Annotated in this window: 20 protein-coding genes and 1 pseudogene; 16 read left to right on the top strand and 5 right to left on the bottom strand. The window is 55.2% G+C overall.

The genetic code is table 11. The annotated features are described in order from the left end of the window. Both KYE_RS21760 and KYE_RS01850 read left to right on the top strand, forming a co-directional pair. Positions 1–247, top strand: a pseudogene (locus KYE_RS21760) (hypothetical protein); the annotation flags it as partial. Then, positions 168–686: a TolC family protein gene (locus KYE_RS01850; protein WP_008169850.1), complete on the top strand. Its 519-nt coding sequence runs from the start codon at positions 168–170 to the stop codon at positions 684–686. The pseudogene KYE_RS21760 and the gene KYE_RS01850, both read left to right, overlap by 80 nt. A 413-nt stretch (positions 687–1,099) precedes the next feature. Here the strand turns inward: KYE_RS01850 and KYE_RS01845 are convergent, their stop codons facing one another. Together KYE_RS01845 and KYE_RS21425 are read right to left on the bottom strand one after the other, a co-directional pair. Continuing rightward, positions 1,100–1,852, bottom strand: a complete 753-nt coding sequence (locus tag KYE_RS01845; RefSeq protein ID WP_008169849.1) for a hypothetical protein — start codon at positions 1,850–1,852, stop codon at positions 1,100–1,102. Positions 1,853–1,914: 62 nt separating this feature from the next. Further along, complete coding sequence (locus KYE_RS21425) at positions 1,915–2,220, bottom strand: hypothetical protein (protein WP_139043652.1); 306 nt, start codon at positions 2,218–2,220, stop codon at positions 1,915–1,917. Between the two features lie 156 nt (positions 2,221–2,376). On the opposite strand from KYE_RS21425, the gene KYE_RS01840 reads away from it, so the two are divergent. Both KYE_RS01840 and KYE_RS01835 read left to right on the top strand, forming a co-directional pair. Further along, complete coding sequence (locus KYE_RS01840) at positions 2,377–3,219, top strand: transposase (protein ID WP_050898228.1); 843 nt, start codon at positions 2,377–2,379, stop codon at positions 3,217–3,219. Positions 3,220–3,315: 96 nt separating this feature from the next. Next, complete coding sequence (locus tag KYE_RS01835; protein WP_081467489.1) at positions 3,316–4,353, top strand: IS630 family transposase; 1,038 nt, start codon at positions 3,316–3,318, stop codon at positions 4,351–4,353. Positions 4,354–4,521: 168 nt separating this feature from the next. Here KYE_RS01835 and KYE_RS01830 read toward each other — a convergent pair whose 3' ends face one another. Further along, positions 4,522–5,064: a helix-turn-helix domain-containing protein gene (locus KYE_RS01830; RefSeq protein WP_050898231.1), complete on the bottom strand. Its 543-nt coding sequence runs from the start codon at positions 5,062–5,064 to the stop codon at positions 4,522–4,524. A 460-nt stretch (positions 5,065–5,524) separates the two neighbouring features. On the opposite strand from KYE_RS01830, the gene purU reads away from it, so the two are divergent. The 11 genes from purU (at position 5,525) to KYE_RS01775 (ending at position 18,151) form a co-directional block, all read left to right on the top strand. Continuing rightward, positions 5,525–6,397 (top strand): formyltetrahydrofolate deformylase, encoded by an 873-nt coding sequence (gene purU / locus KYE_RS01825; RefSeq protein WP_008169841.1) that lies wholly within the window; start codon positions 5,525–5,527, stop codon positions 6,395–6,397. Positions 6,398–6,416: 19 nt separating this feature from the next. Next, positions 6,417–7,658, top strand: a complete 1,242-nt coding sequence (locus tag KYE_RS01820; RefSeq protein WP_008169839.1) for an FAD-dependent oxidoreductase — start codon at positions 6,417–6,419, stop codon at positions 7,656–7,658. Positions 7,659–7,669: 11 nt separating this feature from the next. After that, positions 7,670–7,936 carry a sarcosine oxidase subunit delta gene (locus KYE_RS01815; protein ID WP_008169837.1) on the top strand — a complete coding sequence of 89 codons (267 nt, stop codon included), beginning with the start codon at positions 7,670–7,672 and terminating at the stop codon, positions 7,934–7,936. After that, the gene (locus KYE_RS01810) at positions 7,920–10,829 is read left to right on the top strand and encodes a 2Fe-2S iron-sulfur cluster-binding protein (protein WP_008169835.1); all 2,910 of its coding nucleotides are present in this window, start codon (positions 7,920–7,922) and stop codon (positions 10,827–10,829) included. The genes KYE_RS01815 and KYE_RS01810 overlap by 17 nt, the downstream gene beginning before the upstream one ends. Then, positions 10,829–11,317, top strand: coding sequence for a hypothetical protein (locus tag KYE_RS01805; protein WP_008169833.1), 489 nt, complete (start codon positions 10,829–10,831; stop codon positions 11,315–11,317). The genes KYE_RS01810 and KYE_RS01805 overlap by 1 nt, the downstream gene beginning before the upstream one ends. After that, the gene (glnT, locus tag KYE_RS01800; RefSeq protein WP_008169830.1) at positions 11,314–12,648 is read left to right on the top strand and encodes a type III glutamate--ammonia ligase; all 1,335 of its coding nucleotides are present in this window, start codon (positions 11,314–11,316) and stop codon (positions 12,646–12,648) included. The genes KYE_RS01805 and glnT overlap by 4 nt, the downstream gene beginning before the upstream one ends. Before the next feature lie 59 nt (positions 12,649–12,707). After that, positions 12,708–13,610 (top strand): class II glutamine amidotransferase, encoded by a 903-nt coding sequence (locus KYE_RS01795; RefSeq protein ID WP_008169829.1) that lies wholly within the window; start codon positions 12,708–12,710, stop codon positions 13,608–13,610. Positions 13,611–13,621: 11 nt separating this feature from the next. Further along, complete coding sequence (locus KYE_RS01790; protein WP_008169828.1) at positions 13,622–14,305, top strand: protein glxC; 684 nt, start codon at positions 13,622–13,624, stop codon at positions 14,303–14,305. Between the two features lie 24 nt (positions 14,306–14,329). After that, positions 14,330–15,658, top strand: a complete 1,329-nt coding sequence (locus KYE_RS01785) for an FMN-binding glutamate synthase family protein (RefSeq protein WP_008169827.1) — start codon at positions 14,330–14,332, stop codon at positions 15,656–15,658. A 16-nt stretch (positions 15,659–15,674) separates the two neighbouring features. Continuing rightward, entirely contained in the window at positions 15,675–16,544 is an 870-nt protein-coding gene (folD, locus tag KYE_RS01780) for a bifunctional methylenetetrahydrofolate dehydrogenase/methenyltetrahydrofolate cyclohydrolase FolD (RefSeq protein WP_008169826.1), read from the top strand. Positions 16,545–16,798: 254 nt separating this feature from the next. Next, positions 16,799–18,151, top strand: a complete 1,353-nt coding sequence (locus tag KYE_RS01775; protein WP_008169825.1) for an ammonium transporter — start codon at positions 16,799–16,801, stop codon at positions 18,149–18,151. 346 nt (positions 18,152–18,497) lie between these two features. Here the strand turns inward: KYE_RS01775 and KYE_RS01770 are convergent, their stop codons facing one another. Then, positions 18,498–18,797: a DUF1330 domain-containing protein gene (locus KYE_RS01770; RefSeq protein WP_008169824.1), complete on the bottom strand. Its 300-nt coding sequence runs from the start codon at positions 18,795–18,797 to the stop codon at positions 18,498–18,500. A 90-nt stretch (positions 18,798–18,887) separates the two neighbouring features. Between KYE_RS01770 and ribBA the strand changes: the two genes are divergently transcribed. After that, positions 18,888–19,982 carry a bifunctional 3,4-dihydroxy-2-butanone-4-phosphate synthase/GTP cyclohydrolase II gene (gene ribBA, locus KYE_RS01765; protein WP_008169823.1) on the top strand — a complete coding sequence of 365 codons (1,095 nt, stop codon included), beginning with the start codon at positions 18,888–18,890 and terminating at the stop codon, positions 19,980–19,982. A gap of 42 nt (positions 19,983–20,024) precedes the next feature. Here the strand turns inward: ribBA and KYE_RS01760 are convergent, their stop codons facing one another. Beyond that, on the bottom strand, positions 20,025–20,582 hold the full coding sequence (locus tag KYE_RS01760; RefSeq protein ID WP_039881770.1) for an NUDIX hydrolase: 558 nt from the start codon (positions 20,580–20,582) through the stop codon (positions 20,025–20,027). Positions 20,583–20,586: the final 4 nt, after the last annotated feature.

The raw sequence follows: 20,586 nt of genomic DNA, 5'->3' as shown, positions 1-20,586 counted from the left end.
CCTAGATGCCAGACTAGTAGAGCTGCAAGCGGAAAAGGCCGGGCTAGCCAGCGACCTGATTCCTCTGCTTGGGCGTCGTCCGACGGGGGCCAGTTTGCAACTGATGGCGCCATCTGAAACGCTTCTGTTCGCCGATGGACAGTTGGAACCAGATCATCCGCTGATTCGTGCAGCCGAGGCGAGGGAAGCCGAGGCGCGCGCGGCTGGATGTTGCCGAAGTCGATCGTCGACCTACGTTCACAGCTAATGCCGGCTATAACAGCCTGTGGGCTGACGAGAGAAAACGTTGGGTCGTCGGCATTGGCGTTCGGATCCCATTTAGTGGGCAGCGCCAGCACAGCGCCGTTCGAAAGGCGACTGCCGAAGCATCACAAAAACGATGGCTGGCCACTCAGGCCCAGCGGGAATGGCGGGCCTCGATAGCTAAACTGAGGGCAAGCGTTGAGGCCGGCCATGGTCGACTGAACATCCTCAACGAGCGACACTTGCCAAACCAGCGCGCGCACTGGGAAGCCAGTCTGAACGAGCTGGCCAGTGGCACTGGCAGACTGGAGGACGCGATAAATAGCGCAAGACAGCTTACTGGGGCCAAACTCCGTCGAGCTGGGGTGATCCGTGATCTATATGGTGCCTCGGCCGGGTACGAAGCCCTGATACCGGTGCGTACTATCAATGCGTTAAATTAAAGAGGTAATTCAATGGTCAAGTCTTCGGGCATTTTGGATAGCACCAGAAAGTTCCCTTCAAAATGCCCGAAGACTCGACCAAACCACTTGGACCAAAACTCATGAACCTTCCTGAAGGTTCGCTTTGCGACCAGAGCTACTGGCGGCCAATTTATTGTGGCAACCTCCAGCTACAGTATGAGTATGGTGGGACGACCACTGCTCACTTTTAAGCATCCCCGAAGAAGCTATCTTTATCTGTGCTCTTACTCGATCACATCGCTGGTCGTGAAATACCTCGGGTGAATCGTCGCTTGCGGCGAGAGGGCAGAGCCCTTGGAGCAGGCGCTTCTCTTTTTACACACCGAATTACACACTGTGTAAAAACAAAAGATGCCCCAAAAGCCCTTGCTCATGGGGCACTCACTCACTCACTAAGTGAAGTACATAATATTCGCTATATACTCGTGCATGTTGTCGCTTCCGGTATTCGCATAACTGTAATTGACCGAGCGCCCGTCACTGGTCGAAATCGACTCAATGTAGGTGATGCTGAACGCATTGGTGTTGTAGTCAATGGTCATCCAGTTGCCGTTGGCATCCTCGATGCGGGTCGCGTAGATCTTCAGGCCCTCAGAGTCGTTGGCCCGGTAATCCATGGTGTAGGTGGTGCCATCCGGCGATTTTACAATCACATCGTTGCTGCTATTGCAATTCGCACTCCACCACTGCTTGGTAATTAGCTCAGGGCTGTGTTGATCCGCCAGTACCAGCAACTGGCGACTACCGTCGGCCAGCTCCAGAGAGGGGTTGTCGAGCACATCCACGGCAAACAGATTCTGATTACAAACCTTATCCGCGTTGCTTTCTGAGACGGCAATGCGGCCAAAATGCATGCTCCAGCCGTAGCCATAGGGGCTGTATGGCAAAAAGGCGTCTTGAGGGTTGTTGTAAATCCGGTTGATGCGGATATCGAAACCACCATTACCGGGCACGACGAGATCCGTATAGCTCAGTTGCAGTTGACCCGAGAAGGGATCGATCTCTTCTCCGAAATTCTGGTTGATAGTTTCCTTGAACGGGTTCAAACCCGGCTCTTCGTAATAATCGCGGATGTTGGCCTGGGCGGTTGACGCAAGCGCGGTGCTTGCGATCAGGCAAGCCACAACTCGAATGCGGAATGACATAAGTCACCTCCATGTGGTTTGGACGTTCGGGGCTAGGCATCACTCACGATGCCAAGTGATAATTAAGAGTTCGGGCCAGCAATCACTGAGCGAACCTTAATTTTTTTGGCTCCGTGCTTCTCCATGGTTTTATTGGCTTTGGGAGCTTTAAGTGATGCCGGCGCAAAAGATGGGGGTCGCTGTTGCGGAGATTTACCAAATGATGCGGCTTGTCTTGTCGCCGAAGCTGGATTTCTGTCCGAAGCACTTACCGTAAATGACAGGTTTTCAATCGCTGAAGCTCCGTCCGGTATTGCACGCGGTTTCTCTGCAAGCGCAACTGACGAAATCAGTGCGAAAAACGTAAAACTGATAGCGGTAAATTTCATGTATCCACTCCCTGTGTGCTGGTCAATTTCCGTACAATCCAAGCTAGGCTAGGGTTGATCTTTTGTCCAAACGAATTTACAAAACGATACATGTTTCATGAAACGGATACATTTTGGAGAAGTCGGGAGCGTCCAAAGCTCGGCCGAGCGTTGAGGATGAAGCTGGATAAAAAAAACCTACCCAAAAATTCGGAAATTCAATGGATTGGGCGTGTTTCTGGGGAATTTTTCACGTTTGTCTGCCAACCCTCTGATAAGCACAAGGTAAAGGTCGTGACGATGGATATGTGGCGCACCTACAAGGATGTCGTGAACGCGCAGCTACCAGGTCGCGATATTGTGGTGGATCGCTGGCATGTCATCCGCATGGCCAACGAGGCACTGGAGGCCGTGCGAAAGCAGATTCGCAAAGGACTTAACACTCGACAAAGGCTGAAGCTGAAAGACGACCGCTTTATCCTTTTGGAGAGGGAGCACAACCTTTCGTCTGAGCAGCGTGAAAAAATGCAGTCCTGGTTCGACCTGCACCCTGAACTTGCTATGGCTTACGAGGCTAAGGAAAACTTCCACCGCATATACTCATGCAAAAATAAGAATGAAGCTCAGGAGTTTGCACGCGCATGGATGAGATCACTGCCGCCTGCAATCGAGCCAGCCTTTGAGGCATCCCGCACTGCGTTATTGAACTGGTGGGGGGAGGTTTTCAACTTCTATGATCACCAGATCACAAACGCCTATACTGAGTCTGTAAATCGGCTGGCAAAGGACATTAACCGGATGGGACGCGGATACAGCTTTGAGGTCATGCGTGCTCGACTGATCTATGAGAAGCAAGCGCGTAAACCGACAACCAAGTTGAGAGGGCGAAAGCCAAAAGGCAAATCTCAGCCAGGGACTATGGCAAGATCTGTTGGTCTGGAAAAAGCGCCCAGAACGGTTGAGTACGGTCCACATATCCCTACGCTTTGCGACCTGCTGGAAAGCGGCCATTTTTCCTGAGGTTTCTACATTGATACCGGAATTGAGGGAGAGAGAAAATCATCTGTTCCCACACTCAATTCCGGATACCCCTTTAATCTTACGGTAAACGATCAACTGGAGCTGGAAAGCTGGTTGCGAACAAGCACGCTGAGCCAGAATCTCGTTCTGCGAGCACGAATCGTTTTGGCCCTGAATGCCGGTGAATCACCCAAAGTCGTTGCGGAGCAACTGGGAACCACGACGGCCACGGTATTCAAGTGGCGTAATCGTTACACCGAACAGGGTCTGAGCGGTCTTCGGGATGCACCAAGACCTGGACAACCCAGAAAGCTGGACCAGAAAAAGGTTAAAGCTATTCTTGATGACACGGTCAAAAAGCTGCCCAAGGAATCTACCCACTGGAGCGTCCGACTGATGGCCGAATATGCCGGAGTCAGTCGCTGGCAAGTGCATCAGATCTGGAAAGCGGCTGACCTGAAACCGCACCGGCTGAAAACTTTCAAAATAAGCAACGATCCAGACTTTGCTGAGAAGGTTTTCGATGTCGTTGGCCTGTACCTGAACCCGCCAGATAACGCGCTGGTGCTGTCGGTTGATGAAAAAACGCAGATCCAGGCACTGGATCGCACTCAACCAAAGCTGCAACTGAAACCCGGCCAGATCGAGCGCCGTACCCACGATTACAAGAGGCACGGGACGACCAGCTTATATGCGGCCCTGAATATCCTGAACGGCGAAGTGATTGGGCGCATTACACAACGCCACCGCGCCAAAGAGTTTCTCGATTTCCTGAGACAAATTGATCGAGAAACACCGAAAGAGCAGGACCTTCATCTGATTCTGGACAACAGCTCGACTCACAAAACACCAGAAGTGAAAGCCTGGCTGGAAAAACATCCCCGGTTCAAGCTTCACTTCACACCAACCAGCGCCTCTTGGCTGAATGCCGTGGAGGGCTGGTTTGGTCAACTGGAACGCCGCGCTTTGTACCGTGGCATTTTTACCAGTGTTGGCGAACTGAAGAAGGCGATTCGTCGCTTTATCCAAACTCATAATGAGAAACTGGCAAAGCCGTTCCGCTGGCACAAGAGTGCAGAATCGATTATGACTTCAGTGGCGCGAGCAAAGCTGAGTGTTATTGATAATAAATAAACGGACTACCCAGACGGGACACTAGTGGAGATTCGGGAAGCCGGCTGGAACATGGCTGGCGCCTAGTTCCCGACCTTTTCCTTTATGGACTCTAATCTCTTCCCATATAGCACTGGGCTTCTGTAGCGCATTCAACGACTTTATCGGTTTCATGTCGGGCGCTGGGGGCTAGTCGTCGTAATGAATGATGGAGAGCAGTCTGATTGGCACTTTAAGCAGCTCCTCCGGGCCGTGAGGAACTTCGCTATCGAATGATAGCGAATCACCGGGCCCCATTTCGTAGAGGTGATTGCCATGCCGATACAGTATTTCACCTTCCAGTATGTATATGAATTCAAGGCCCGGATGGGAAAACGTAGGAAAGACCTCAGCTGCATCGTCCATGATGATCAGAAAAGGTTCGTAGCTTTTCTGGCTGCCCCGGTGGTAGTTAAGTAGCTGGTAGGTATGTCCCTTCTCAGTTCCCCTTCGAACCACCTCCATGCCTTGCCCGGCCTTGGTTAGCTGGGCGCCACCGTCAGGCCGGTCATAATCACTGAATAACTGCGAAATCGGCAGACTGATTGCGTCGCAAAGCCTGCTGAGCGTCTCGAGGCTGGTCGATACTTGGGCGTTCTCGATCTTGCTGACCATGCCCTGGCTTAGCTCTGCAATACGAGCTACGTCGGTGATCTTCAGGCCCTGCTCCTGTCGCTTTCGCTTTACCCGCATACCGATGTACTGCTCAAGTTTCAGGCGAGGATTGTGGTTTTCACGGCTGAAGCTGATTTTTCCCTCTTCCAGGGCTTCAATGTGTCGCGATGCAGGGCTATCAGTGGGCATAGGGCTCTCCTCGATCCAGCATAGTCTAACCGCATTATTCCTGTTCGGAAAACATCTTTCTCAATACCCGCCGTGTGCGATCTGTAGCGGCTACTCTCAGCGTCCCGTTGCAGAGTTTTGATCCTTATTGGTGCGGCCTGGCATCAATTTGGTGCGACTTTGGGCGGTTTTTGTTGCGGCTACCTTCTTTCATCATATATTCCTGTGGGTAAATATATATTCATTAAAGTACGGTTTTCAGGAGCTTACGAAACAAAGGGAACTTAATTCTGCTGCCGAGTTCATTTTGGCAAGCCTTGTGCTTTACCAAAGGGAAACTAAATTTCTTGTTAGAGAAAAAGGCAGGGGAATGGTACTTAATCCTGAAAACACACGTCGCTACAAACTCTCGATATCCTGTCCCGATACCGTGGGTATTGTGGCAGCGGTTTCACAGTTCATTGCCAATCACAAAGGCTGGATCATTGAGGCTCACCAGTTCGCCGATGCAGAGTCCTGTCTGTTTTTCATGCGTTACGAGGTGGTAGCTGATTCGCTTCCGTTCGGCCTGGAGGAATTCCGGGCAAAGTTCAACGACCTGGCGGAACGGTTTTCTATGAATTGGGACATCACGGATTCCGCGCAGAGAAAACGGGTCGTGGTCATGGTCTCCAAAGAGTCGCACTGTCTCTCCGACCTGCTTTACCGGTGGCGTGCCGGGGAGCTGGATTGCGATATCCCCTGTGTCATTTCAAACCACGAGACCCTGCGCTCTTTTGTTGAGTGGCACGGTATACCGTTTATCCACGTTCCCGTCGATAAAGCCGACAAAAAACCACATTTTCAGGCGGTTCAGGAGCAAATTGCGTCTGTCGAGGCCGACGCCATCGTACTAGCCAAGTACATGCAGATCATTCCCGAAACCCTGTGCGAAAAGTATCCGGGCCGCATCATCAACATCCACCACAGTTTCTTGCCGTCCTTTATCGGGGCGCGCCCCTATCACCAGGCAGCAGAACGCGGTGTGAAACAGATCGGAGCCACCTGCCATTACGTGACACCGGACCTTGATGCCGGACCCATCATCGAGCAGGACGTGCTTCGAGTTACCCACCATAACACCACCAAAGACATGGTCCGTTTGGGCAAGGATGTGGAAAAAGCGGTTCTTGCTAGGGGACTGCGTTATCACATCGAAGACCGCGTCCTGGTGAACGGCAACAAGACCGTTGTATTCGCCTGAAACCGGAAGGGAGAGAGTAATGTCCTGGAAACTACTGAAATACGGGTTCAAGCGTTCGCACGACGAACCGCGTTTCTTCCCGGAGCCCAAGGAACTGAAGTCGCACTATGACGTCGTCATTATCGGCGGTGGTGGTCACGGTATGGCGTGTGCCTACTATCTGGCAAAAGAGCACGGCATTACCAATGTGGCTGTTCTGGAGCAAGGCTACATCGGTGGCGGCAATACCGGTCGCAACACCACGATTGTGCGCTCCAACTACCTGACTCCGGAAGGCGTCAAGTTCTACGACACCAGTGTGAAGTTGTTCGAGGATCTTTCCGACGAGTTTGATCTCAACATTTTCTACTCCACACGGGGGCACTTCACTCTGGCACACACCGACAGCGCAATGCGAACCATGCGTTGGCGGGCTGAGGTCAACAAGCATTATGGCATCGACAGTGAGGTAGTCGGTCGCGATGAAATCGGCAAGGCCGTGCCTTATATGGATTTGGAATGTGCCGGTCATACTCCGGTAATGGGGGCACTCTACCACGCGCCCGGATCGGTGGCTCGGCACGACGCGGTGGCCTGGGGCTATGCCCGTGGTGCCTATAACCGTGGCGTCGAGATTCATCAGAGAACCCGTGTCACCGATATTCGTACCCGTGACGGACGGGTGATAGGTGTTGATACAGATCGGGGTGCCATCAGTTGTGGCAAGGTTATCTCTATGGTGGCCGGCTCCACCCCACGCATTACTGAAATGCTGAACCTGCCGACGCCCATCGAGATCTTCCCTCTGCAGGCGTGCGTGTCCGAGCCGGTCAAGCCGTTTATGGACACCATTGTCGTCTCCGGAAGTCTGCATGTGTATGTCAGTCAGTCGTCACGGGGTGAGATGGTGATGGGCGCCTCCGTGGATCCCTCCGTGCTCCACTCCACACGCTCCTCCTTTGATTTTGTCGAGGGTCTGGCTGACCAGATGGTGGACCTGTTCCCGTTCATGAGCCGCCTGAAAGTCATGAGGCAGTGGGCGGGCATGAGCGATATGACCCCGGATTTTGCTCCCATTATGGGTAAAACTCCCATCGAAGGGTTCTATCTGGATGCCGGTTGGGGCACCTGGGGCTTCAAGGCGACGCCGGTTAGCGGCAAGACCATGGCCTGGACCGCGGCCAATGACCAGACCCACGAACTGATCGAACCATTCCGCTACAGCCGCTTCGCCGACTTCGATCTGGTCGGAGAGAAAGGCGCTGCATCGGTCGGACATTGAGGAGTCGAAAAATGAAATTACTGGATTGTCCACTGATCGGTCGTCGTCCCATCAGTGAATTCGATTACGTCGGAGAGGTGCGCAAGCCGCCGGTGGACTGCGATACCGCCACCTGGGCCGCTTTTGTGTTCAATCGCCAGGGCGCACCCAGTGTCCTGCGTGAGCGCTGGTATCACCGGCCAACCGGTTACTGGTTCATCCTTGACCGAGACACGCTGACCGATGAGGTGAAAGCGATCGTCGATGCCCGGGAGGTGCGTTATGACATACCGGCTTGATCAACAACCCCTGGAATGGATCGATCGCGGCAGAACAGTGACCTTCCGTTTCGAAGGGAAGAGCCTGTCCGGTTTTGCCGGGGATAGCATTAGTTCGGCGCTGATGGCCTCCGGCCACTCATTGCTGGGGCGTAGTTTCAAATACCATCGTCCTCGCGGCGCCCTGACGCTGGCGAATCATGACGTGAACGCTCTGTTTCAGAGTGCGGACGCCACCAATATCCGTGGCGATGTCGAGCCTTTGACCGAAGGGATCGAACTTCATGCCTGTAACGTTAATGGCTCGCTGGAGAATGACCGGGATCGTTTCATCGGTTTGTTCGCGCGCTTTATGCCGGTGGGCTTCTACTACAAGGTCTTTCACCGACCGAAGAAGCTGTTTCCCTTCTGGGAGCGCAAGATCCGGGAAAAAGCCGGTCTGGGCCGGGTCAATACTGACTGGACCGAGCAGCGCACGCCCAAGCGTTACGATTACTGTGAGCTGCTCGTTGTCGGAGCCGGCGCCAGCGGCATGCAAGCTGCGCTGACAGCGGCAGAGGCCGGGGCGGACGTAGTGCTGGTCGATGAGAACCCGCATATTGGCGGCAGCCTTGATTACCAGCTGGCCAATGAACCAGCGGCGACCGGGGTAAGAGCCGCCCTGAAGGATAAGGTGCGGAACCATGCCAACATCCGTCTGTTTGAACAGCACTATGCTGCTGGCTGGTACACAGATCACTACATTCCCCTGGTTGGCCCGAAGGGTATTACCAAATTGCGTGCAGAGGGAATGATCTGTGCCACTGGGGTCATGGAGCAGACAGCTGTGTTCCGGAACAACGACCTGCCGGGCGTAATGATGGCTTCTGCTGCCCAGCGTTTGATTTCCCGCTACGCGGTCAGTCCGGGCCACCGGGCCGTCGTACTCTGTGCCAATGACGAAGGCTACCGTGCCGCCCTGGATTTGATGGAGGCCGGCATTGAATTGGCTGCAGTGGTGGATCTTGAATCAACACCTCAGCGTGGCTCCTGGGCGCAGCAGGTTACTGATAAGGGGGTTCCTGTCTACCGCGGATGCGGGATCTACGCCGCTCAGGGAAGTCGGCACCTTCAATCTGTCCAGGTGGCTGCATTTAATGGCAAGGACTGTGATCCGTCCGAGCTGACGGCCATCGATTGTGATCTTTTGCTGATGAGCGTGGGCTGGGCCCCGGCTTCCCAACTGCTTTACCAGGCTAAGGGCAAACTGGGTTATGACGACACCCTGCAGCAGATCCTGCCCCGAGAACTGCCCGCTGGCATCCATGCCTGTGGGCGTGTGAACGGAGCTTTCACCCTAGAGCAACGCCTGGCCGATGGTAAACGCGCCGCCCGGGCCGCGCTGGCTGAGCTGAGGGGTGAGTTCCATGCCGAAAGCCAGACTCTACACCGGGATCGGCAGGCTCATAGCCACCCGTGGCCCATAGTCTCTCATCCGGCGGGCAAGAATTTTGTCGATATGGATGAAGACCTCCAGTTGAAGGACCTTGTTAATGCCGCTAAAGAGGGCTTCGACAACATTGAGCTGATTAAGCGCTTTTCGACCATCGGCATGGGTCCAAGCCAGGGCAAGCATTCGAACATGAACGGTATCCGCATCCTCGCTGCGATTCGGGGCCAGTCGATCGACAAAACCGGCTCGACCACAGCCCGGCCCATGTTCCACCCGGTACCGGTCAGCGCCCTGGCCGGGCGGCGCTTCCGCCCAGAAAGACGTACCCCAATGCAGGAATGGCACGAGGCCCATGGCGCCCGGATGATGGAAGCCGGACACTGGCAGCGGCCGGAATACTACGGCCAGCCGGAAGAACGCGAACAGGCCATTCTGCGTGAAGCTCAGGCAGTGCGCAGCCGTCTGGGGCTGATCGATGTCTCCACCCTGGGCAAGATCGAGGTTCTGGGACCGGATGCCGCGAGGCTCCTAGATGCGGTTTACACCATGAAAATGTCTACCATCAGGCAGGGCATGACACGTTATGCCCTGCTGGTGGAAGACAGTGGTGTGATCATTGATGACGGTATTGCCGCCCGACTTGGTGAAGACCGCTTTTATGTATCCGCCACCACCAGTCATGCGGCAGCGACCTTCCGCATTCTGTCTCAGACGGTGATGGATCTGGGACTGGATGTGCGCCTGGTGAACCTGACCGACTCCCTGGCGGCGATGAATCTTGCCGGACCTTTGTCGCGCGAGCTTCTTAAGACGCTGACGGATGTGGATCTGAGCGAAGAGAGCTTCCCCTATCTGGGCATCCGCGAGGGCACAATGTGTGGCGCAAAAGTGCGGCTGATCCGTGTCGGTTTTGTTGGCGAACTGGGCTATGAGATCCACGCGCCTGCCCACAAAGCCATGGAAATCTGGCATACGCTGATGCGTGCCGGTGCCCGGTACAACATCCGTCCGTTTGGCGTCGAAGCCCAGCGCATTCTGCGGCTGGAGAAGGGCCACGTCATTGTCGGCCAGGATACCGACGGTCTGACCAACCCGTTTGAGGCCAACATGCCCTGGGCCATCCCCCTCAAGAGCAAACCCTGGTTTACCGGTAAACCTTCCCTGGTCGTGCTGAAAGAACGCTGCCAACGCAGGCTGACAGGATTTATGTTGCCCCAGGGCTATAGCGGCGAGCGGATTAAGGAATGCCACCTGGTGATTAAGGACGGTGACATCGCAGGCCGGGTGACCAGCATTGCCTATAGTCCGGCGCTTGGCCGCTACATCGGCCTGGCCATGTTGGACCTGCCGCTGGCAAACGAGGCAAAAACCCTTCATGTGCGGGTGGACAGCGGCAGCCTCGTTGCTATGTCTCCCTGCAAAACGCCTTTCTACGATGCTGACGGCAAGCGCCAGACGGCGGATCTGACGGAGGTGGCCTGATGACTGCGTTGACTGTGACTCTAAGGAATGACCTGCAGGGCTATCTGCTGACGGGGCCCGGCAGCGGAGAGGCGCTGGGTGCTGCCAGCCTGCCACAGCCTGAACAACGACTGTCGGCCATGGAGCAGGCCGGCGCACTTGTCGCCCGGACCGGAACCGATGAGTTCATGGTGTTTCTGCCTGAGGGACACCCGCTCCCGGTGCACAACTGGTGTTTCAGACGCGCTGATCGTGTGTTGGCGGTCCGCGGCGACAACTGGCATGAACTCATGGCCCGCGTCTGTCAATTCGATTTCCGTACTTTTGAACCGGGGGGCTGGCTAATGGCTTCCGTCGCCGGGGTGAACTGCTGGCTCTACCGGACAAAGAATGATGACACATTACTGGTGGGCGTTGGTGATGGCTTCCACCGCTACCTTGAAAATCTGTTCAGTGAACTGGTTTGTGAACTACAGGATTCTAATACCCACGAAGGAGGAGCGTCATGACGCCCGCAAATATTAACCAATTTATCGACGATAACCAGATCAAGTATATCCTCGTACAATTCGTCGACATTCACGGCGTGGCCAAAACCAAGTCGGTTCCGGCCAGCTGCCTGAACAGTATCGTCGAGAGCGGCGCCGGTTTTGCCGGTTTCGCGGTCTGGGGGCTGGGCATGAAGCCGCACGGCCCGGATTTTATGGCGCGTGGCGATCTGGGGACTCTCAGTGCCGTGCCCTGGCAGCCAGGTTATGCGCGCATCGCCTGCGATGGTTATGTCAACGATAAACCGCACCCCTATTGTTCCCGGGTTGTTCTGAAACGCCAACTTGAGCTGTTCAAAGAGCGTAACTGGACGCTGAACACCGGCCTGGAACCCGAGTTCTCACTTTTCAACCGTGAAGGGGACGACTCTCTGACACCGGTGGACGAGAGCGATGTGCTCGACAAGCCTTGCTACGACTATAAGGGGCTGTCCCGCTCCCGGGAATTTCTGGAGCAGTTGGTAGAGTCCCTGCAGGCTGTGGATTTCGATGTTTATCAGATTGATCACGAAGACGCGAATGGTCAGTTCGAGATCAATTACACCTACAGTGATGCATTGACCTCGGCCGACCGCTTCACATTTGTGCGGATGGCGGCGGGTGAGATTGCAAATAAGCTGGGCATGGTGTGTTCATTTATGCCCAAGCCAGCGTCTGATCGCACCGGCAATGGCATGCATTTCCACCTTTCCATCACTGATGAGGCGGGAAAGAACCTGTTCCACGACCCGAGCGATCCGAATGGTATGGGGCTTTCCAAAATGGCCTACCACTTCACTGCCGGAATTATCGAGCACGCCAGAGCTATCTGTGCCTTCGCCGCACCAACCGTGAACTCCTACAAGCGCCTGGTCGTGGGTGGCAATGCCTCCGGCGCGACTTGGGCTCCTGCTTACATCTGCTATGGCGACAACAACCGCTCAGCCATGGTGAGAGTGCCCTATGGCCGACTGGAGTTCCGTCTGCCGGATTCTGGCTGTAACCCGTATCTGGTGCACGCGGCACTGATCGCCGCGGGTATGGACGGTGTCGAGCGTGAACTGGATCCCGGTGAACCGATGAATGTGAATCTCTATGACCTGTCGCTGGAGGAAATCAAGGCCAGGGGCGTTGGCATCCTGCCGCAGAGCCTGAATGAAGCTCTCGATGCGCTTGAAGCAGACACTTTGTTTACCGAAAAGATGGGGCAGGAGATCGTCTCTGAATTCCTCGCTGTGAAGCGCGAGGAATGGACGGAATACAGCCGTCACGTCTCGGATTGGGAAGTTAAGCATTACGCCGAATTTTTCTGATTCTGCGGATCAACGAAAACAACGCTTTATTGCCGGAAAGCCGGCATGAGGTCCGAATTATGTGTGGAATTGTAGGTCTTTACCTGAAAAACCCGTCCCTGGAAAGCCAGTTGGGTGAGCTGTTTGAGCCAATGCTCATTGCGATGACCGATCGCGGTCCCGACAGTGCCGGTTTCGCCATTTATGGCGACGAAGTGCCCGAAGGAGAAACCAAAGTGACCCTTCGTCACCCGGAAGACGATTATGACTGGGAGTCACTTGCGGGTGCCATGGCGGAGGGCCTGGTTACCGAGCTCTCCTGGTTCCGTAACGCCAATGCGGCTGTTTTCAAGATCCGCGCGGGTGAGGAGCAGGTCCGGGCATGGCTGCAGGAGAGCGCGCCGGATGCACTGGTGCTGAGCATCGGCCGCTCAATTGAGATTCTCAAGGAGGTTGGCTTGCCAGAAAAGATTGCGGGCAAGTTCAAACTGAGCGAAATGAAAGGCAGTCATATCATTGGCCACACTCGGATGGCCACTGAATCGGCGGTCACCATGGAGGGGAGCCACCCGTTCACCACGGGTATGGATCTTTGCCTGGTGCATAACGGCTCACTATCCAATCACAACCGCCTGCGTGAAGTGCTGTGCCGTGAGGGCATCCGGTTTGAGACCGAGAATGATTCCGAGGTGGCCGCAGGCTATCTCGCATGGCGGCTGGAACAGGGTGACTCCCTCAAACAGGCACTTGAGCACGCCCTGGAAGATCTGGACGGTTTCTTTACGTTCACAATCGGCACACGCAATGGCTTTGCTGTAATGCGTGACCCTATTGCCTGCAAACCGGCAGTGCTGGCTGAAACCGATGACTATGTTGCCATGGCCTCTGAATACCAGGCGCTGGCCGGCCTGCCGGGAATTGAACACGCTACTGTCTGGGAGCCGGAACCGGCAACTTTTTATATTTGGGAGCGGGACGCCTGAGGAGCCAGCCAATGAAAACCTTCGATCTAACTCAAAATACTGTCCGTGAACTGAATCAGGCCCTGCACGATCAGTCGGGAGAATGCATGGAGCGGGAATTTGACGTGTTCAGCCCTCATGGCCAACACAACATCGCCTGTGGTCTCGACCAGAACCTGTCAGTCAACATCATGGGCCATGCCGGCTACTTCTGTGCGGGCATGAACAAGAAGGCCACTGTTACGGTGCATGGCAATGCCGGCCAAGGTGTTGCCGAGAATATGATGTCCGGCATGGTCCGGATCAAAGGAGATGCTTCCCAGGCCGCAGGCGCCACAGCCCACGGTGGCCTTCTGGTCATCGAGGGCAACGCTGGTGCCCGTTGCGGGATCTCAATGAAAGGTGTGGATATCGTCGTCAAGGGCAACGTTGGTCACATGAGCTGCTTTATGGGACAGGCGGGAAATCTCGTGGTTTGCGGCGATGCCGGCGAGGCGTTGGGCGACTCGCTCTACGAGGTTCATATCTACGTTAAAGGTCATGTGAAATCGCTCGGTGCGGATTGCATAGAGAAGGAAATGCGTCCCGAACACATCGAGGAGCTGGGCAACTTGCTGAGCCGGGCCGGTATCGACGAGGACCCCGCACGGTTCAAGCGATACGGCTCGGCCCGGCAGTTGTACAACTTCAAGGTCGACAACGCTTCCGCTTACTGAGAATGATTGCGAGAGGATTGAATCATGAGCAACGAACTGAACGAACACACAGGGCTGCGGGAGTCCGCGACCTTTGATCGCACCACCATGGCGGAAATCCGCCGCGCGGCGGAAACGGGCATCTACGATATTCGCGGCTTTGGGGCCAAGCGTAAACTGCCGCATTTTGATGACCTTCTGTTCCTCGGCGCCAGCATGTCGCGTTATCCGCTGGAAGGCTACCGGGAGAAGTGCAATACCTCGGTGACTTTGGGCGACCGCTTTGCCAAGAAGCCGATCAAACTGGACATTCCCATCACCATTGCCGGTATGAGCTTCGGCGCGTTGTCTGCCAATGCCAAGGAAGCATTGGGGCGTGGCGCTTCGGAGGTGGGGACATCAACCACCACCGGCGATGGCGGTATGACGGCAGAGGAGCGGGGTCAGTCGAAGAAGCTGATATATCAGTATCTGCCCTCCCGCTACGGTATGAACCCGGACGACCTCCGCAAGGCGGATGCCATTGAGGTGGTGCTGGGACAGGGCGCAAAACCCGGCGGCGGCGGTATGCTGCTGGGCCAGAAGATCAGTGATCGTGTGGCCCAGATGCGGACACTGCCCAAGGGGATTGATCAGCGCTCAGCCTGTCGTCATCCGGACTGGACAGGACCGGATGACCTTGCCATCAAGATCCAGGAACTGCGGGAGATCACCGACTGGCAGGTGCCTATCTATATCAAGGTGGGGGCTACCCGTACCTATTACGATGTCAAACTCGCAGTAAAAGCCGGCGCTGATGTTGTGGTGATTGATGGCATGCAGGGCGGAACCGCAGCGACCCAGGAGGTGTTTATCGAGCACGTGGGTATTCCGACGCTGGCGGCGATTCCCCAGGCGGTGCAGGCACTTCAGGAAATGGGGATGCACCGAAAGGTGCAGTTGATTGTCTCCGGCGGTATTCGTAACGGTGCCGATGTGGCGAAGTGTATGGCACTGGGTGCCGATGCTGTTGCGATCGGCACCGCCGCCCTGATTGCCCTGGGCTGCAACCATCCCCGTTACGACGAAGAGTTCCGGAAGATTGGCTCCGCGGCGGGTTTCTACGATGATTACCAGGAAGGTCGTGATCCGGCCGGTATTTCCACTCAGGATCCGGAACTCAGCAAGCGCCTTGATCCGGTTGAGGCCGGGCACAGGCTGGCCAACTACCTTCGAGTTCTGACTCTGGAGGCCCAAACCCTTGCACGGGCCTGTGGCAAGAATGATCTGAGAAACCTCGAGCCCGAAGACCTGGTTGCGCTGACGGTTGAATCCGCGGCAATGGCGAGAGTGCCTTTGGCCGGAACTTGTTGGATTCCTGGTCAGAGCTTCTAGAACGAGGGAGATCAAAGTGCATACAGCCACAATCATCAACGGTAAAGAAGTCGCGGCGCAGTTGCGCCGCGACATTGCAGGGATGGTGCGTGCGCGTGCCGAGCAGGGCCGGATGTGTCCTGGCCTGGCTGTCATTCTGGTGGGTGAGGACGCTGCTTCGAAAGTTTACGTGCGCAGTAAGATCAAGGCGTGTGAGGAGGCGGGGTTCCTGTCCCGGAGCTTCCGCCTGGCGGCTGATACCAGCCAGCAGGTGCTCTTGGCTCTGATCGACGAGCTTAATGAGGATCCACAGATTCATGGGATCCTCGTGCAATTACCATTGCCGGATCATATGCATGTGCCTGCGGTGGTTGAACGGATCGTTCCCGCCAAGGACGTGGATGGCTTTCATCCATATAATCTGGGCCGCCTGGCGGCTAAATCCCCGATCCTGCGGCCCTGTACGCCATACGGCTGTATGCGCCTGCTGGACGCCTATGGTATCAGTCCGATGGGCAAGAACGCCGTAATCGTCGGGGCCTCCAATATTGTTGGTCGCCCGGCAGCACTGGAGCTGCTTTTGCGCGGAGCCACCGTGACAGTTTGCCACGTGAAAACACGGGATCTTCAGGCTGAACTGGCGCGTGCTGATATTGTCCTTGTCGCTATCGGAAGTCCTGGATTCATCAAGGCGGAGTGGCTCAAACCAGGGGCAACGGTAATTGATGTCGGTATTAACCGGTTGGCGTCAGGCAAACTTGTCGGTGACGTGGATTTTGAGTCCGCGCGCGACAAGGTGGCTGCGATCACACCGGTGCCCGGCGGTGTTGGACCGATGACCATTGCCTGCCTGTTGCAGAACACTCTGGAGGCCTGTGAGGCTCTGGATGTCGCGCAAGCGTCCTGATCCGTCATATCCAGCGTGCCCGCAAAAACCCGGTATTGCCGGGTTTTTGCGCATCTGGCACTACGAAAGGCCGCGCATGCACTGCCATAGTGCGCCCGATATCCAAAGTTTCTATATATTTCAATAAAAACAAGGGACTATAAATTAGGCCCGCATTTTGCTTTTTCTCTGTGGGAAATAAATATTCCTTTAGGTGTGAGGGTTCACCTTGCGTGGAGCCAACAATTGAGACCAAAGCGACAGAGAGATTAATCATGGAAACTTTAGGGCTGGAACTCGGGTATGCACTCGATACCTTCTATTTCCTGGTATGTGCGGCACTGGTTATGTGGATGGCAGCTGGATTTGCCATGCTGGAAGCCGGGCTTGTCAGGGGCAAAAACACGGTTGAGATACTCAACAAGAATGCGCTGCTCTATGGCGTGGCCTGTGTGGCCTATCTGGTTGTCGGGTATAACATCATGTATCCGGGTGATCCCGTGAATTCCGTAATCCCCGGACTGGATTTCCTGCTAGGCCCCGATAACGCAACGGACGATGTGGTCGCCGGTGGTGAGGGTGCCCCCTACTATTCAAGCATGTCTGACTTCATGTTCCAGGTTGTGTTCGCAGCTGCCACTATGTCGATCGTTTCGGGCGCGGTTGCCGAGCGCATGCGACTCTGGCCGTTCCTGGTATTTGCCGTTGTTATGGTATCTGTTATCTACCCGGTTGAAGGTTACTGGAAATGGGGTGGCGGTTTCCTTGATCAGCTGGGCTTCCAGGATTTTGCCGGCTCTGTGGTGGTCCATATGGCCGGTGCATCCGCTGCTCTGGCGGCCGTTATTCTCGTTGGCCCGCGGAAGGGAAAGTTCGGCCCAAATGGTGAAGTGTATGCGATTCCAGGTGCGAACCTGCCGATGGCGACTCTAGGAATGTTCATCCTTTGGATGGGGTGGTTTGGCTTTAATGGTGGGTCTGAACTGAAAATCGCGAACGTAGAAGAGGCGAACGCGGTGGCGAAAGTATTTGTAAATACAAATGCCGCAGCCGCTGGCGGGATGATTGTAGCAGCACTGATTGCCCGTCTGCGTTTTGGAAAGACCGATCTGACAATGACCATCAACGGTGCGCTGGCGGGCCTGGTGGCCATCACAGCGGAACCGCTCCTGCCATCGGCTGGTGCAGCGACTCTGATCGGCGCAGTGGGCGGTGCGGTTGTGGTGTTCTCGGTTCTGCTGCTGGATCGCTTGAGGCTGGATGACCCTGTGGGCGCCATATCAGTGCACGGGGCTGCGGGTATCTGGGGTATTTTTGCCGTGCTGTTCACGAATCCTGCCGCCACCTTTACCGGACAGCTGATCGGTACCGTTGTAACGTTTGCCTGGATGTTCCTAGCAAGCTTCATCGTGCTTTATGTGATCAAGAAGACGATCGGTCTGCGCGTCAGTGATGAAGAGGAGCATTCCGGGATGGATGTCTTCGAGTGTGGCATGGCTGCCTATCCGGAGTTTATGGTGACGTCATTATCGGATCTTGGCTCGCCTTCTAGCGGGAAAGCTGTCAAGGCTTCTGCACAAAATGCCCAAGGCCATTTGGCTGCTTCTGGCAATCCGATCAGTAGTTGATTGTTGAAAGAAGGGTGAGGTTTAAACAACTTTGCCCTTCTGCATCTAACGGGGTTATTGCCCTCGATACGGGGGAATAGAACTTTAAAATGCTCTCCGGGATAAGTTGACCGATTGCACCTGACTATCGGGTGAACGCCATTTTTGAGTCGCTATGTGCGGGTGCAAGTCACATTTCTGAATGTTCGCTTTGCGACCAAGGGCACACTCCGGGCTCAGCTAAACAATAACCGACATTCAGGTTGAGCGATCAGCGCCGATGAAATGGGCTCCCTTTTGGACTCGGGGTTTGTTATGTGTTTCGGGGTAAGCCCAGCGCCGTCTTACAGCCGTCAGTGGAAACGGGTTAGAACCCGAGCCCCTCAACGATTACGATGTCGACAATTGATGCGTCTTGGCGCGCCTCCCTTGCTCTGCCGTACTCCTCAGAATGGTAACAATCGAAAGCGGATTGATAGCTAGGAAACTCAATAACAACCGTGCGTTGTGGGGTAACCCGCCCCTCTAAAGCTTGGTTAGCTCCGCCTCGGGCTAGAAAACGGGCGCCAAATTTTTCAAACGCTCGTGGCGCAAGTTTCTGATAATTTGCGTAATCATCGTGTTTCGTTATTGTCACGTTAGCAATCCAAAAGCCCTTAGCCACCATCTATTCCTCGTTCCGCCTTTATTTTTGTATTATGGTATACCAAAATATGGGCGCCTGCGATGGCGATCATTCGAATAGAGCGGTGACTATATGAACTTTGACTCAACCCAGAGCCTTATCGAAGACATTCGAAATGGCCGCATGGTCTTATTGCTGGACGACGAGGATAGGGAGAATGAGGGTGATCTTGTGCTAGCTGCACAGCACGTGACACCCGAGGCAATCAATTTTATGGCCAAGCACGCGCGAGGTCTGATCTGCCTTACTCTTACTGCCGAACGATGCAACCAACTCGAGCTGGCGCCGATGGCCGTAAATAACGGCTCCAGTTTCACCACAGCATTTACGGTGTCCATTGAGGCGAGGGAGGGGGTCACCACTGGTATTTCAGCAGCAGATCGGGCCACTACAATTCTCGCGGCTGTCGCGCCGAATGCCCACGCCCGGGATCTGGTCCAGCCGGGACACGTGTTTCCGCTCCGAGCCCGCGCAGGTGGGGTGCTTAGCCGCGCAGGTCACACTGAGGCGGGATGCGATCTTACTGGCCTGGCGGGGCTTGAGCCGGCGGCGGTAATTGTTGAGGTCATGAACGATGACGGCACCATGGCGCGACGTCCCGAGCTGGAGGAGTTTGCTCGTCAACATGGAATCAAGATCGGTACGATCGCAGACCTCATCCAATACCGTCTAGAGACGGAGAAGACGGTGGAGCATACCGGGCAACAGCCACTGTCTACCGCGCATGGTGAATTCGTGCTGCACACCTATGAGGATCTGATATCAGGCGATGCTCACCTCGCCTTGACGATGGGGGATGTCAGGAGTAGCGAACCAACTTTAGTTCGGGTTCATTCGGTCGACCCATTGCGAGATCTTGTCGGGGCGGATTATCAGGGCCCCCGCGCCTGGTCCTTGTGGTCGGCGCTGGAAAAGGTTGCTGAGGCAGGGCGTGGCACCGTAATCATTCTGGCCAGCCACGAATCACCCCAGAGCCTGCTTTCCCGGGCAACTCAACAGGACACGCCGCCACCCGATGTGTCGTCCCGACGTTACTCCAGTGTCGGAACCGGGTCGCAGATTCTCGCCGATTTGGGTATGAAAAAATTACGGGTGATGGGCCCGCCCTTGAATTACAAAGGGCTGGCTGGTTTTAATCTTGAAGTTGTAGAAACGCTTCAGCCTTAACGGGCCGGAGGCAACCGGTGTTGCCTCCGATTTTCTTGACGTTTACCGCATGAAGTGAATGTTCCCATATTCCATGCTCCCGGTGTAAATGCCATAGGAACCCTTGGTCCGCTCTGCAATATACCGTTCGAGAATCTGGCGAATTGCTGGGTAGAAAATCAGCTCCCAGGGAATGTCTTCTGGTAGAAACCAATCCACCGCTTGTGTTTCATGGCCGGACGTTCCGTTCCAAGCGAGCATTCTAGCCCGGTAGATAATATAAAGCTCGTTGGTCGGGGGTACGCTGAAAATCGAATACGGAGTGGTGACCTCGGTGTCCATTCCGGTCTCCTCCCAAACCTCCCGGCGAGCCGCTTCCTCGACACTTTCACCGTGTTCCATGAATCCCGCTGGGAGAGTCCAGGTACCCACGCGTGGTGGTATACCCCGCTGGCAAAGGAGCAGCCGCCCATCTTGTTCAATGATGGCGCCAGCAATTACCTTAGGGTTGTCATAGACAACACAACCGCAGGCACTGCAGTAATCTCGTGCGTGGGTGTCGCCGTCCGGGATGCCCCTTGTGAGCGGTGAGTTACCGCAATTGGTGCAGTATTTTGGCATGATT

Source organism: Marinobacter manganoxydans MnI7-9, from assembly GCF_000235625.1.
Lineage (GTDB): Bacteria > Pseudomonadota > Gammaproteobacteria > Pseudomonadales > Oleiphilaceae > Marinobacter > Marinobacter manganoxydans.
The sequence above is the reverse complement of the archived record's forward strand: the minus strand, read 5'-3'. Positions and strand labels throughout refer to the sequence as shown.

Excerpts from the sequence above, each read along its gene's own strand:
- KYE_RS01845 (WP_008169849.1), bottom strand. The coding sequence starts at position 1,852 with ATGTCATTCCGCATTCGAGTTGTGGCTTGCCTGATCGCAAGCACCGCG.
- KYE_RS01785 (WP_008169827.1), top strand. The coding sequence starts at position 14,330 with ATGAGCAACGAACTGAACGAACACACAGGGCTGCGGGAGTCCGCGACC.
- KYE_RS21425 (WP_139043652.1), bottom strand. The coding sequence starts at position 2,220 with ATGAAATTTACCGCTATCAGTTTTACGTTTTTCGCACTGATTTCGTCA.
- KYE_RS01790 (WP_008169828.1), top strand. The coding sequence starts at position 13,622 with ATGAAAACCTTCGATCTAACTCAAAATACTGTCCGTGAACTGAATCAG.
- purU (WP_008169841.1), top strand. The coding sequence starts at position 5,525 with ATGGTACTTAATCCTGAAAACACACGTCGCTACAAACTCTCGATATCC.
- KYE_RS01820 (WP_008169839.1), top strand. The coding sequence starts at position 6,417 with ATGTCCTGGAAACTACTGAAATACGGGTTCAAGCGTTCGCACGACGAA.
- KYE_RS01840 (WP_050898228.1), top strand. The coding sequence starts at position 2,377 with ATGAAGCTGGATAAAAAAAACCTACCCAAAAATTCGGAAATTCAATGG.
- KYE_RS01815 (WP_008169837.1), top strand. The coding sequence starts at position 7,670 with ATGAAATTACTGGATTGTCCACTGATCGGTCGTCGTCCCATCAGTGAA.
- KYE_RS01795 (WP_008169829.1), top strand. The coding sequence starts at position 12,708 with ATGTGTGGAATTGTAGGTCTTTACCTGAAAAACCCGTCCCTGGAAAGC.
- KYE_RS01805 (WP_008169833.1), top strand. The coding sequence starts at position 10,829 with ATGACTGCGTTGACTGTGACTCTAAGGAATGACCTGCAGGGCTATCTG.
- KYE_RS01775 (WP_008169825.1), top strand. The coding sequence starts at position 16,799 with ATGGAAACTTTAGGGCTGGAACTCGGGTATGCACTCGATACCTTCTAT.
- ribBA (WP_008169823.1), top strand. The coding sequence starts at position 18,888 with ATGAACTTTGACTCAACCCAGAGCCTTATCGAAGACATTCGAAATGGC.
- glnT (WP_008169830.1), top strand. The coding sequence starts at position 11,314 with ATGACGCCCGCAAATATTAACCAATTTATCGACGATAACCAGATCAAG.
- KYE_RS01770 (WP_008169824.1), bottom strand. The coding sequence starts at position 18,797 with ATGGTGGCTAAGGGCTTTTGGATTGCTAACGTGACAATAACGAAACAC.
- KYE_RS01810 (WP_008169835.1), top strand. The coding sequence starts at position 7,920 with ATGACATACCGGCTTGATCAACAACCCCTGGAATGGATCGATCGCGGC.
- KYE_RS01830 (WP_050898231.1), bottom strand. The coding sequence starts at position 5,064 with ATGCGGGTAAAGCGAAAGCGACAGGAGCAGGGCCTGAAGATCACCGAC.
- KYE_RS01760 (WP_039881770.1), bottom strand. The coding sequence starts at position 20,582 with ATGCCAAAATACTGCACCAATTGCGGTAACTCACCGCTCACAAGGGGC.